Source organism: Roseibium polysiphoniae, assembly GCF_014842925.1.
GTDB lineage: Bacteria > Pseudomonadota > Alphaproteobacteria > Rhizobiales > Stappiaceae > Roseibium > Roseibium polysiphoniae.
Map to the genome: position 1 here is coordinate 270136 of NZ_JACYXJ010000003.1, position 13304 is coordinate 283439.

A 13304-nucleotide genomic window follows, 5' to 3' on the forward strand; every position below is an offset into this window, starting at 1 on the left:
ACGCACAAACCGGACTGACGTATGATATGCAACTTGAACAACTCGCCTCGGGCCTGACGGTCGCGGAAGCATCCTGTCCGGAGGAATTCGGCGGGCTTTCCATTTCCGGGCTGACGGCCGACAGCCGGCAAGTGAAGCCGGGCTACCTCTTTGCCGCCCTCAAGGGCGTGCAGGTTGATGGTGCCCAGTTCGTGCCCAAGGCTGTCGAGCAGGGCGCGGTTGCCATCCTTTGCGCGCAAGACAGCGTTGACCAGCTTCGCAGCGAGTTGCCGGACACTGTCGTCGTTCTCGGTAGCGAAGAGCCGCGTCATGCGCTCGCGCTGATGGCGGCACGTTTCTACAACAAGCAGCCCAAGGTCACCGTCGCTGTCACCGGCACCAGCGGCAAGACCTCCGTCGCCCATTTTGTGCGTCAGATTTTCCAGTCGGCCGGCCACGCGGCCGCGAGCCTTGGAACCATCGGTACTGTGACGGCCGATGGACGCGTCTATGGCGGACTGACGACGCCGGACCCGGTGGCGCTTCACGCCGAGCTGAACCGTCTGACTGAAGAGGGCGTCACCCATGCGGCTCTCGAAGCCTCCAGTCACGGCCTTGACCAGCACCGCCTCGATGGTGTGCGCATTGCGGCTGCCGGGTTTACCAACCTTGGCCGTGATCACATGGACTACCATCCGACGATCGAGGACTACCTCGGCGCCAAACTGCGGCTGTTCAAGGATCTTCTGCCGACAGGCGGTACAGTGGTCGTTGATCCGGGTGAGAAATACGCTGATCGTGTGATCGGGGTCGCGGAGGCTCGTGGGCTGCAATTGCTGACGGTCGGTGAAACGGGCAAGGATCTCAAACTGACCGGCTTGCGCCAGTCTGGCTCTGCTCAGGTTCTGACCCTTGCGACGCCACGCGGTGATTACACCGTCACGCTGCCGCTGATCGGGCGCTTCCAGGTCTCCAATGCGCTGGTTGCAGCCGGGCTTGCCATTGCGGTTGGCCATGAGACCGGGCCGGTCCTGCGGGCGCTTGAGAACCTCAAGGGAGCGCCGGGACGTCTCGAATTTGCCGGACACACCCAAAACGGTGCCCTGGTCGTTATCGACTATGCGCATAAGCCGGATGCTTTGGAAAACGTGCTGGCGGCCCTGCGTCCAGTTACGGAAGGGAAGCTGTCAGTTGTGATTGGCGCAGGCGGTGACCGGGATCCCGGCAAACGTCCGCTGATGGGCAAGGCCGCTGCGGAACGGGCTGACTTCGTCATCGTCACCGATGACAACCCGCGCAGCGAGGACCCTGCGGCGATCCGAAAGGCGGTTAAGGAAGGGGCTCCCGAAGCACTGGAAATCGATGATCGGGGCGAGGCTATCTTCGAGGCGATCAAGCGGCTTCAGCCGGGGGATGTTCTGTGTGTGGCCGGAAAAGGCCATGAAACGGGCCAGATTGTCGGCGAGACCATTCTTCCCTTTTCCGATCACGAAGCCGTGGCTGACGCCATCGCCAAGGGAGGCAACGAATGAGCGAGCCGCTTTGGAACCTGACAGACTTTCTGGACGCTACAGGCGGTGAGATGCTTGGAGAGCCTGGTGAAGCGATTTCCGGTATCTCCATTGACAGCCGCACCTTGCAGCCTGGTGAAGCCTTTGTCGCAATCAAGGGCGATCGTTTCGACGGCCATGATTTCGTGGGAACCGCGCTCGAGGCTGGAGCATCCCTTGCTCTTGTTGCTGCCGAACGTCTTGATGATCTGCCAACTGACGGCCGCTATGTCGTGGTCGAGGATCCGTTGGAAGCCCTTCGCCAGCTTGGTGTGGCGGCAAGAGCCCGAACCGAGGCCCGGATCGTTGCGATCACGGGCTCTGTTGGCAAGACCGGGACCAAGGAAGCCTTGCGCTTGTGCCTTGAGCGGTCCGGCAAGGTCCACGCATCAGTTGCTTCTTTCAACAATCACTGGGGCGTGCCTCTGACGCTTGCCCGGATGCCGGCGGATACGGAATTCGGCGTGTTTGAAATCGGTATGAACCATGCGGGCGAAATCACACCGCTGGTGCAAATGGTACGGCCGCATACAGCGATCATCACCACGGTTCAGCCTGTGCATCTGGAGTTCTTCGGTTCCGTTGAAAAGATTGCGAAGGCCAAGGCTGAGATCTTTTCGGGGCTGGAGCCGGGTGGGGTCGCCATCCTGAACAAGGACAATGCCCAATTTGATCTGCTTTCCTTTCTGGCCACAGCAGCCGGCGTCGCGAAGGTGAAGACCTTTGGCGAAAAGGCTGATGCGGACACGGTTCTGGAAAAATCTTCGCAGCAGGTCGGTGGATCAAGCGTTCAGGCGCGTATTCTCGGCCAGGAAATCACCTACAAAATCGGAGCGCCCGGACACCATCACGTGAAGAACAGCCTAGCTGTTCTGACCGCGGTGGTGGAACTGGGCGGAGATCTCGCTCTGGCCGGTCTTGCCTTGTCCGAGATGCATGCGCCGAAGGGGCGCGGCGAGGTGACGACCCTGCAGACCCCGGGCGGTTTCATCGATCTGGTGGATGAGAGCTACAACGCCAATCCGGCGTCCATGCGCGCCGCACTTGCGGTGCTCGGCGAAACTCCGGTCAAACGGCCCGGGCGGCGTATCGCGGTCATCGGCGATATGCTCGAGCTGGGTGCCGACACAGACGCGCTGCACGCCGCACTCGCCGAACCTCTTGAGGACGCCGGGATTGATCTTGTGCTCTGCGCCGGGGCGCATATGCATGCGCTGTGGGAGGTCTTGCCCAAGGCGATGCGCGGGATCTACTCCGATGAGGCTTCCGGTTTGGAAGAGACACTGCTTGCAGACGTTCGCCCTGGCGACGTCATCATGATCAAGGGATCACTCGGAACCCGCATGGGACCGTTGGTCGAGGCCTTGAAAAGGGAATTTCCGCCAGCGGACGAAACCGAGGCGGCTTGAGGACGGCTGAATGTTTTATTTTCTCGGCGAATTCGCCGACCAACTCTCTGCTCTGAATGTTTTCAGGTACATCACCTTCCGAACCGGTGGTGCCATCATGACGGCGCTGCTGTTCGTGTTTCTGTTCGGGCCCAAGATCATTTCAAGTCTGCGGATGCGCCAGGGCCACGGCCAGCCCATCCGTGAGGACGGCCCCGCAGGCCATCTCCTGACGAAAAAGGGCACGCCGACAATGGGGGGTCTCATGATCCTGTCCGGGGCGCTGGTTGCGGCGCTGTTGTGGTCGGATCTGTCGAACCCCTACGTCTGGATTGTCATCGCCGTGACCGTCGGCTTCGGTGCCATCGGCTTTTACGATGACTATCTGAAGGTGACGAAGTCTTCCGACAAGGGCTTTGGCGGCCGGGCGCGGCTTGGCCTCGAGTTCATCATTGCCGGCGCGGCGGCCTTCGCCGTTACTGTTCTGGACAATGAGCCGTTCTCCACATCGATCGCCTTTCCGTTTCTGAAGGACCTGACACTCAACCTCGGGATCTTCTTCATTCCCTTTGCAGCCTTCGTCATGGTCGGGGCCGGCAATGCGGTGAACCTGACCGACGGGCTTGATGGTTTGGCGATCGTTCCTGTCATGATCGCCTGTGCGTCCTTTGCCTTGATCGCCTATCTGTCGGGCAATGCGGTTTTTGCCAACTACCTGCAGATCCATCATGTTCCGGGAACAGGTGAACTGGCGGTCATCGCCGGGGCTGTGATCGGCGCGGGGCTCGGTTTCCTCTGGTTCAATGCGCCGCCGGCGGCGATCTTCATGGGGGACACCGGTTCCCTTTCGCTTGGCGGCATGATTGGTGCGATTGCGGTGGCCACCAAGCACGAGATCGTCCTGGCGATCATTGGCGGTCTGTTCGTTCTCGAAGCGGTCTCGGTCATTGTTCAGGTTGTTTCGTTCAAGCTGACCGGAAAGCGGGTTTTCCGCATGGCGCCGATCCACCACCATTTCGAATACAAGGGCTGGACGGAATCCCAGGTCGTTATCCGCTTCTGGATCATTGCCGTGGTGCTTGCACTGATCGGCCTTGCCACGCTGAAGCTGAGGTAAGTGCTGATGATCCCGCTCACGTCGTTTTCAGGCAAAAAGGTTGCGCTCTTCGGTCTCGGTGGATCGGGGATGGCAACCGTTCGTGCGCTGAGTGCGGGTGGTGCCGATGTTACGGTCTGGGATGATGCAGAACCCCGTGTGGAAGCCGCGGTTGAAGCCGGCTTTACGGCTGAGGACCTGCGTGAGGCCGATTGGTCCAGCTTTGAGGCCCTGGTGCTCGCACCAGGGGTTCCGTTGACTGATCCGGCGCCGCACTGGACTGTCGACCGGGCGCGGGACGCGGGCATCGAAGTCATCGGCGATGTAGAGCTTTTTTGCCGCGAGCGGCGGAAGATCTGTCCCGAAGCACCTTTGATTGCCATTACCGGGACGAACGGCAAATCCACAACGACCGCGTTGATCGCGCATTTGTTGCGTACTCTCGGGTTCGACACGCAGATGGGCGGCAACATCGGAACGCCCATCCTCGATCTGGAGCCGCCAACACCGGCGCGCCGCTACGTGATTGAATGTTCGTCCTATCAGATCGATCTGGCACCGAGCCTTGATCCGACCATTGGCGTCCATCTGAACCTGTCACCCGATCATCTCGACCGGCACGGCACGATGGAGAACTACGCCGCCATCAAGGAACGTCTGATCGCCGGTTCGAAGATTGCTGTTGTCGGTGTCGATGATCGCATGTCCGCTGAAATTGCAGATCGGCAGGATCTTGCGCGGATGCCGGTGCGCCGGATTTCCGGCGAGATGGAACTGCCGGACGGCGTTTTCGCCAAGGGTTCGGCGTTGATCGAGGCCAATGACGGTGCCCAGGTCAAGGTCGCCGACCTTGGCGGGATCGACAGCCTGCGCGGGCAGCACAACGGCCAGAACGCAGCGGCTGCCTTTGCATCGCTCAGCGCTCTTTGCATCGAAGGCGAGCGGATCGCAGAAGCCTTCCGGAGTTTCCCGGGGCTGCATCATCGTATGGAGCTGGTTGCGCGCTCCGGGCGAGTTCTGTTCGTCAACGATTCCAAGGCGACCAACGCAGACGCTGCGGCGCGAGCGCTCGACAGTTTCGAACGAATCTACTGGATCGCGGGCGGCAAACCGAAGGCCGGTGGCATTGCCCCGCTTGATGAGTATTTCGGCAAGATCGCCAAGGCCTACCTGATTGGTGAAGCTGCCAAGGATTTCGCCAAGACCCTGAAGGGCAAGGTAGACACCAAGATCAGCCGCACGCTGGCAAAGGCCGTCGTCCAGGCGGCTGCAGATGCCTCCGCCGACGGAGCGTCCGAAGTTGCTGTTCTCCTGTCTCCCGCTTGCGCGTCCTTTGATCAGTTCCCGAATTTTGAACTGCGCGGGGAAGCCTTCTCCAAGGCGGTGCTCGAGCTCGACATGGTCCGAAAAAGCCGAGAGGTCGCCTGATGGTTAGCCGTGCAGATCGCAGCCGCGTCGCCGAATGGCTCTGGACAGTGGATCACTATCTGCTTGCGGCCTTCTTTCTGCTGATGTTCGGCGGTGTGGTCTTGTCCTTTGCGGCCAGTCCACCGGTGGCCGAACGGCTCGGCGTCGAAACCTTCTTTTTTGTCAAACGCCAGGCGATCTACCTGATCCCGGCGATCGGCATCATGCTGGCGGGGTCCTTGATGACGCCGCGCATGGTTCGGCGGATGGCGCTGGCGGTGTTTGTCGTATCGGTGGTGATGCTGGTCGCGACGCTGTTTCTCGGCATGGAAGCCAAGGGATCCCGCCGTTGGATCTACATTGCCGGTTTCTCGCTTCAGCCTTCGGAATTTCTCAAACCCGCATTTGTCGTGCTGATCGCCTTCCTGTTGTCTGAGTCCGGCCGGCGCCGGGAAGTGCCAGGTGTGTTGTTCGCCGTGCTCCTGTTTGCAATATGCGCGGCGTTGCTGATTGCTCAGCCGGATTTTGGCCAGACCATGCTGCTCGGACTGGTGTGGGCCGGGCTTTTCTTCCTCAACGGCTTGCCCTGGTTCGCAATCGCGGGACTTGGCATCGCGGGCATCAGCGGTCTCATGGCGGCCTATTTCTTCCTGCCGCATGTGACCAACCGGGTGAACCGGTTTCTGGATCCCAGTTCAGGCGATACTTATCAGGTGGATACGGCGATTGAATCCTTTCTGGCGGGCGGCTGGTTCGGACGCGGGCCGGGCGAGGGGACCGTGAAGCGGATCCTGCCGGACAGCCACACGGATTTTATCTTTGCGGTTGTCGCGGAAGAGTTCGGGATCATCGTCTGCCTGTTTCTCGTTTCTGTTTTTGCGTTCATCGTGATCCGCGGGCTGTCCCATGCGAGCCGGGATCAGGACGCCTTTGGCCGCCTTGCGACGGCGGGCTTGGTCGTTCTCTTCGGGCTTCAAGCCACCATCAACCTCTCCGTCAATCTCAATCTGATGCCGCCCAAGGGGATGACCCTTCCGTTCATCTCCTATGGCGGCTCTTCGCTGATGTCTTCTGCAATGGTTGCCGGGGCCATTTTGGCCCTGACCCGCAAGCGACCCCGCCCCTCGCGCGGAGATGTCGTGACTGTCAGTCGTCTGTCCCCGTCGAGCCTGATGTAAGGACACAAGCAGGAAGCCGATGACCAAGACTATTTTGCTAACAGCGGGCGGCACTGGCGGCCACCTCTTTCCTGCCCAGGCGCTTGCCAGCGAACTTGGTCGTCGCGGCCATATTGTTGAACTGGCAACGGATGAGCGCGCCGACAAATACGGCGATGCGTTTCCCGCGCGAAAGGTGCATATCGTTGCCTCCGAGACGCTTCGCGGCAAATCTCCCGTCGCACTCGCGAAGACGGCACTCAGCCTGTTTCAGGGAACGCTGCAAGCACGCGGGATCGTCAAGCGATTGAAACCGGATGTCGTGGTCGGCTTTGGCGGTTATCCGACCTTTCCGCCCATGTTCGCCGCGCGGCTGACCGGAACACCCTCCATCCTGCACGAAGCCAATGGCGTCATGGGCCGGGCCAACAAGATGCTGGCACGTGGGGCGACCGCAATCGCGACGAGCCTAAAGCTATCTGGTCTTCATTCGGCTCTCTTGGCCAAATGCGTCCAGACCGGAAATCCCGTTCGTGATGCGGTGGTCGAGGTTGCACAGGCGCCTTATCCGGAATTGGATCCTGAAAGCCCGTTCCACCTTCTCGTGTTTGGTGGATCTCAGGGCGCAAGGTTCTTTTCTGACGTGCTGCCGCCGGCGTTGGAGAAACTGCCAGATGCTCTGCGGCGCAAGCTGAAGCTGGTGCAGCAGTGCCGTCCTGAAGATCTGGCCCGTGTCGGCAAAGCCTATGCGGACATGAAGGTGGACGCAGAGTTGCAGTCCTTTTTCAAGGATATGCCAAAACGGATTGCAGACAGCCATCTGGTGATCAGCCGCTCGGGAGCCTCCACCGTGAGTGAACTGGCCGTCATCGGCCGGCCAGCAATTCTGATCCCATTTCCTGGAGCGCTTGATCAGGACCAGTTGGCCAATGCAGAGACGCTCGCGGCCGTGGGCGGTGCCTGGCCGATCCGACAGTCGGAGCTGACACCCGAAAAGCTGGCAGATGAAATCGCGCGCCTGATGAGCGCGCCAGATGTTTTGAAACAGGCGGCAGAGGCCGCTGTTGGCGAGGGCAGACCGGATGCCGTCGGCCGTTTGGCCGATCTGGTGGAGCAGGTCGCCGCGGGTGCAAATACGTTCAAAGGAGACGGCACATGAAAATGCCGCAGGATATCGGGCCGGTGCATTTTGTCGGCATCGGGGGCATCGGCATGAGCGGCATCGCCGAAGTGCTGAAGACGCTTGGCTATACGGTTCAGGGTTCGGACATGGCTGAAAACGCCAATGTTTTCCGCCTGCGTGAGCACGGCATCAAGGTGATGGTCGGTCATGCTGCCGAGAACCTCGGCAATGCGGAAGTTCTGGTGGTGTCTTCTGCGATCAAGAAGGACAATCCGGAGCTGGTTGCCGCACGCGAACGCTTGATCCCTGTCGTGCGCCGGGCCGAGATGCTTGCCGAGCTGATGCGATTCAAACAGGCCATTGCAGTTGGCGGAACACATGGAAAGACCACAACCACATCCATGATTGCGGCGCTTCTGGATGCGGGCAGTCTTGATCCCACCGTGATCAACGGCGGCATCATCAACGCCTATGGTACCAACGCGCGCATGGGCGATGGCGACTGGATGGTGGTCGAAGCCGACGAAAGTGACGGCACCTTCGTCAAGCTGCCGGCGGATGTGGCGGTGGTGACGAACATCGATCCTGAGCATCTGGATCACTACGGCGACTTCGCCGGCGTTCGTGCGGCCTTCAGCCAATTTGTCGAGAACGTGCCTTTCTATGGCTTTGCGGCCATGTGCCTTGACCATCCTGATGTGCAGACCCTGATCGGCCAGATCGAGGATCGCCGCATCGTCACCTATGGCACGAACCCCCAGTCAGATGTCCGGTTCACGGATGTCTCGATGGACGGTGGCAAGTCCACATTTTCAGTTGCGATCCGCGACCGGCGCAGTGGCGAGACCGTCGCGCTGGAAAATCTGGTTCTGCCGATGCCGGGGCTGCACAATGTTTCGAACGCAACGGCGGCCATCGCTGTGGCCTCACAGCTGGGCGTCGGGCCTGACGATATTCGCAAGGGGCTGGCCGCGTTCGGCGGGGTCAAGCGGCGCTTCACGCATACGGGCATCGCAGGCGGGGTCGACGTCTTTGATGACTACGCCCATCATCCGGTGGAAATCCGCGCGGTGCTGCACGCGGCCAGGGAGTCGGCCAAGGGCAAGGTGATTGCCGTCGTTCAGCCGCACCGCTATTCACGGCTGGAAAGCCTCTTCGATGATTTCTCAAGCTGCTTCAACGATGCGGACACGGTGATTGTCGCGCCTGTGTATGCAGCAGGGGAACAGCCTATCGAGGGCGCTGGCCATCTGGATCTCGTGTCCGGTCTAAAGACGCGTGGACACCGTTCTGTGTATGCGATCGAGGGGCCGGAAAAGCTGGCTGATCTGGTGCATGAAATGGCAGCACCTGGCGACTACGTCATTTGTCTTGGGGCAGGGAACATCACTCAGTGGGCCTATGCCTTGCCGGATGGTCTCAGGCGCTTGCAGGGGGGCGGTGCGTGAGTTTTCCCGACCTCCTCGAACTTCACCCCGGCCTTGGCGAGGGCATTCGCGGCAAACTGACCGCCAATCAGCCGCTGTCGGCGGTGACCTGGTTCCGCGTCGGCGGCCCGGCGCAGCTCCTGTTCCAGCCTGCAGATGAAGCTGATCTTGCGACCTTCCTGTCGCGGCTTCCAGAAGACATTCCTGTCCTGCCGGTTGGCCTTGGTTCCAATCTGCTGATCCGGGACGGGGGCCTTGAGGGCGTGGTGATCCGTCTCAGCGCCAAGGGGTTTGGCAGCATCGAAGAAGTCGGAAACCATCGTCTGAAAGTCGGTGCAGCCGTGCCCGACAAACGGCTCTCGGAGGCTGCGGCAAAGGCCGGGCTTGGCGGCTTTGCCTTCTACACGGGAATTCCGGGCGGTGTCGGAGGCGCCTTGCGCATGAACGCAGGCGCTCATGGCACGGAGACGCGCGACCGCATGGTTGAGCTCATCGGCATCGACCGGCAGGGGCAGCGCCATGTGTTGAGCAATGCGGACATGAACTATGCCTATCGGCATTCCGAGGCGCCGAAGGACATGATCTTCACCGAAGCGGTCTTCGAGGGCGAGGCCGTATCGGAGGAGGTGATCCGCCAGGAGATGGACGAGGTCGTCGCGCATCGCGAGCGCGCCCAGCCGATCCGCGAAAAGACCGGGGGATCGACCTTCAAGAACCCGCCGGGCACTTCTGCCTGGAAAGAGGTCGATGCTGCGGGTTGCCGAGGTCTGACCGTCGGCGGTGCGCAGATGTCCGAGATGCACTGCAATTTCATGATCAACACGGGTCAGGCCACCGGCGCCGACCTTGAGCGTCTCGGCGAGACCGTGCGCAAACGCGTGTTCGAGCATTCGGGCATTCGTCTCGAATGGGAAATCAAACGGCTTGGCCATTTTGGTGAAGGCGATGCGATCGAGCCCTTTTTGGGTGCATACAAGGAGCAAGGCTGATGTCCGGCAAACATGTTGCTGTCCTGATGGGCGGCTGGGTCCATGAGCGGCCTGTCAGCCTTTCAACCGGAACAGAGTGTGCCGACGCCCTTGAGAAGGCGGGCTATCAGGTCAGCCGGATCGATGTGGACCGTAATATTGCGGCTGTTTTGAAGGAACTGGCGCCCGACGTGGTGTTCAACGCGCTTCACGGTCCTTTCGGCGAAGATGGATGCATTCAGGGCGTTCTGGAGGTGCTTGATATTCCCTACACCCATTCGGGTGTCATGGCCTCGGCGCTGGCGATGAACAAGGTCAAGGCCAAAGCGGTCATGTCGTCGGCCGGTGTTATGGTTACTCAACACTTAATTGTGAATCGTCACGATGTGGGTAATCAGCACCCCATGGACCCTCCATATGTGATCAAACCGATCAACGAAGGATCGAGTTTTGGTGTGCTCATCGTGAAGGAGGATCAGGCCCATCCACCACAGGAGCTGACCGGCTCGGATTGGCCGTATCCCGACGTTTTGATGTGCGAACGCTACATCCCCGGGCGGGAGCTGACCTGTGCCGTAATGGGGGATCGGGCCCTTGGTGTGATCGACATCGTCCCCACCGGTCCAGGCTTCTATGACTTCGATGCGAAATATGCGGATGGAGGATCAAAACACATCCTTCCTGCAAAAATTTCACCGATTGTTTACCAAGAAGTACAGACACTGGCACTGAAGGCGCATCAGGCTCTTGGTTGCCGTGGTGTTTCGCGAGCGGACTTCCGATTCAACGAGCGGGAAGACGGCACTGGCGAGCTGATATGCCTCGAAGTGAACACACAACCAGGCATGACGCCTACTTCTCTGGTGCCCGAACTTGCGGCGCATGAGGGGATCGGTTTCCAGGATCTGGTCAGTTGGATGGTAGAGGAAGCAAGTTGCTGTCGCTAAGGCGCAAATACGAACGAGACGAGCTCACTCCGATGGAGGCCGAACTGGCTCCGCGGGGACGTGGCGTGTCACGTTTGCATCGGCAGCCAGTCTGGCGCGCGGCGGGTCGTTTGGCCCAGCTGCCGAGCTGGACCGGTTCTGCGGCGGCGCTCGCCTTTTTGTCCCTCACCATCGGTTACGGTATCGTCCTTGGCGGGTATGGCAGGGAAGTGTCTGACGCACTTCTGTCTGCAGGAGGCCTCGGCATCGAGACCGTGAAGCTTTCCGGCCAGCGTGAAACCAATGAATTTCAGATCCTCGAAGCGCTCGAGATTCAGGAAGGGTCGTCTCTGGTTCTCTTTGATGCCGAGGCTGCGCGCGAGCGTCTGACCGATATTGCCTGGATCAAGCACGCTTCGGTCATGAAGCTTTATCCAGGAACGCTGCAGATCAAGCTCGACGAGCGGATTCCCTATGCGCTTTGGCAGCGCGGAGAACTCGTCTCTATCATCAATGAGCAGGGTGACGTGATCACCGATGAAGTGGATGGACGTTATGCCAATCTGCTTCTGGTGGTGAACCATGGCGCACAGCGCAGGGCCGGTGAGATCATGGCCGCGCTTGATACGGTGCCTGAACTTCGCTCGCGCGTCCGGGCTGCCTTTCTGGTTGGACAACGCCGCTGGGATCTGATGCTGGAAAACGGCATTTCCATTCGCCTGCCGGAAAATAACGTCGAAACTGCCCTGGCCGATGTGGTCGAGATGGATGCAGAGTCCGGTCTTCTGGCACGCGACATAGCCGCCGTCGACATGCGCCTTGCCGACCGGGTGGTTGTGCGGCTTTCAGACGATGCGATTGCACGCAGAAAGGCCGGTAGCGGCAGTGATGAGAAATTGGTGAAACTGGAGCGAGATACATGAGCCGCTCCGGATCCTCCCTTTACCTTCCGCGCATGCGTCCGCTTCCCGGACGCCGCGCCGTTGTCATGTCTGTGCTCGACGTCGGCTCGACCAAAGTGTGCTGCCTGATTGCGAAGCTGACGCCGCGCGAAGATTCCGACATTCTGGCTGGCCGGTCTCATTCCGTCGAAGTTCTTGGCTACGGCTACCAGCGCTCACGTGGCATCAAGTCCGGCGTCGTGGTCGATATGGATGCCGCCGAACAGGCAATCCGGCTTGCGGTGGACTCGGCTGAGCGCATGGCCGGCGTGACGGTTGAGTCCCTGATCGCCAATGTGAGCTGTGGCCGCCTTCAAAGCGAGATTTTCTCCGCAGGCGTTCCGCTTGCCGGCGACGCGGTCACGGAAGCCGACATCCAGCGGGTTCTTTCGGCCGGGTCTTCCCATTCGGTGACCGAAGGCCGGGCAGTGACCCATGCCTTGCCGATTTCCTACTCGCTCGACGGCAACCGCGGCATGCGCGATCCGCGCGGCATGATGGGCCAGAAGCTGGGCGTCGACATGCAGGTGGTGACGACCGAAGTCGCACCTGTCCGCAACCTCGAGCTCTGCATCAACCGTGGCCACCTTCACGTCGAAACCATGGTCGCAACGCCTTTCGCAAGTGGTCTGTCGACCCTTGTCGATGACGAGACCGAACTCGGCGTTGCCTGTATCGACATGGGCGGCGGGACGACGACACTGTCCGTCTTTGTCGAAGGCCACATGGTGCACCTTGATGCCATCGCCGTTGGTGGACACCACGTTACAACAGATATCGCACGGGCCTTTGCCACGCGCCTGCAGGACGCAGAGCGGCTGAAGACCCTGCATGGATCGCCTCTTGCCAGTTCATCGGATGACCGTGACATGCTCACGGTCCCGGCTCTGGAAAGCGACAGCGATCTGCCAAACCAGATTCCCCGCTCGGCGCTGACACGTGTCATTCGTCCGCGTGTGGAAGAAATCCTCGAACTTGTGCGTGATCGCCTGACTGCCTCCGGCTTTGCCGGCCGGGTTGGCAAGCAGATCGTTCTGACCGGCGGTGCCAGTCAGCTCACGGGTTTGAGTGAAGTTGCGCGCCGGGTCCTGGGGCGTAACGTTCGTCTTGGCCGGCCGCTTGGCGTTGCCGGTCTCCCGGAGGCTGCGAAGGGCCCGGCTTTTGCCGCAGCCGTTGGCCTCCTGATCTACCCGCAAGTTGCCCAGATCGAGCAGTTCGAGCACAGGAACCGCAGATCCGGGTGGACAGGGCAATCTGGCTATCTGGCCCGTGTTGGCCAGTGGATCAGGGAAAGCTTCTGACGAAATGAGCGCAGGACAGGAACCGCCGGTAACGGCTGACG

General features: G+C 60.5%; 11 protein-coding genes. All 11 read left to right on the forward strand.

Annotated features, from left to right (window positions below):
* Positions 1-26: 26 nt before the first annotated feature.
* The 11 genes from IG617_RS08230 to ftsA all read left to right on the forward strand — a co-directional run bounded on the left by IG617_RS08230 (position 27) and on the right by ftsA (position 13263).
* Positions 27-1511, forward strand: a complete 1485-nt coding sequence (locus IG617_RS08230; RefSeq protein ID WP_192108751.1) for a UDP-N-acetylmuramoyl-L-alanyl-D-glutamate--2,6-diaminopimelate ligase — start codon at positions 27-29, stop codon at positions 1509-1511.
* Complete coding sequence (locus IG617_RS08235) at positions 1508-2938, forward strand: UDP-N-acetylmuramoylalanyl-D-glutamyl-2,6-diaminopimelate--D-alanyl-D-alanine ligase (protein ID WP_192108752.1); 1431 nt, start codon at positions 1508-1510, stop codon at positions 2936-2938. The genes IG617_RS08230 and IG617_RS08235 overlap by 4 nt, the downstream gene beginning before the upstream one ends.
* A 10-nt stretch (positions 2939-2948) precedes the next feature.
* Positions 2949-4034: a phospho-N-acetylmuramoyl-pentapeptide-transferase gene (gene mraY / locus IG617_RS08240; RefSeq protein ID WP_153768246.1), complete on the forward strand. Its 1086-nt coding sequence runs from the start codon at positions 2949-2951 to the stop codon at positions 4032-4034.
* A gap of 6 nt (positions 4035-4040) precedes the next feature.
* Positions 4041-5441, forward strand: a complete 1401-nt coding sequence (gene murD, locus IG617_RS08245; RefSeq protein WP_192108753.1) for a UDP-N-acetylmuramoyl-L-alanine--D-glutamate ligase — start codon at positions 4041-4043, stop codon at positions 5439-5441.
* Positions 5441-6598 carry an FtsW/RodA/SpoVE family cell cycle protein gene (locus IG617_RS08250; protein ID WP_192108754.1) on the forward strand — a complete coding sequence of 386 codons (1158 nt, stop codon included), beginning with the start codon at positions 5441-5443 and terminating at the stop codon, positions 6596-6598. The genes murD and IG617_RS08250 overlap by 1 nt, the downstream gene beginning before the upstream one ends.
* 19 nt (positions 6599-6617) lie before the next feature.
* A complete protein-coding gene (gene murG / locus IG617_RS08255; RefSeq protein ID WP_192108755.1) occupies positions 6618-7736 on the forward strand; it encodes an undecaprenyldiphospho-muramoylpentapeptide beta-N-acetylglucosaminyltransferase in 1119 nt (372 codons plus the stop codon).
* Complete coding sequence (gene murC, locus IG617_RS08260) at positions 7733-9148, forward strand: UDP-N-acetylmuramate--L-alanine ligase (protein WP_192108756.1); 1416 nt, start codon at positions 7733-7735, stop codon at positions 9146-9148. Before murG ends, murC begins: the two co-directional genes overlap by 4 nt.
* A complete protein-coding gene (murB, locus tag IG617_RS08265; protein ID WP_192108757.1) occupies positions 9145-10116 on the forward strand; it encodes a UDP-N-acetylmuramate dehydrogenase in 972 nt (323 codons plus the stop codon). Before murC ends, murB begins: the two co-directional genes overlap by 4 nt.
* Positions 10116-11042, forward strand: a complete 927-nt coding sequence (locus IG617_RS08270) for a D-alanine--D-alanine ligase (RefSeq protein WP_192108758.1) — start codon at positions 10116-10118, stop codon at positions 11040-11042. Before murB ends, IG617_RS08270 begins: the two co-directional genes overlap by 1 nt.
* A 65-nt stretch (positions 11043-11107) precedes the next feature.
* The gene (locus IG617_RS08275; protein WP_209008358.1) at positions 11108-11944 is read left to right on the forward strand and encodes a cell division protein FtsQ/DivIB; all 837 of its coding nucleotides are present in this window, start codon (positions 11108-11110) and stop codon (positions 11942-11944) included.
* Positions 11941-13263, forward strand: coding sequence for a cell division protein FtsA (gene ftsA, locus IG617_RS08280; protein ID WP_153768253.1), 1323 nt, complete (start codon positions 11941-11943; stop codon positions 13261-13263). Before IG617_RS08275 ends, ftsA begins: the two co-directional genes overlap by 4 nt.
* Positions 13264-13304 lie beyond the last annotated feature (41 nt).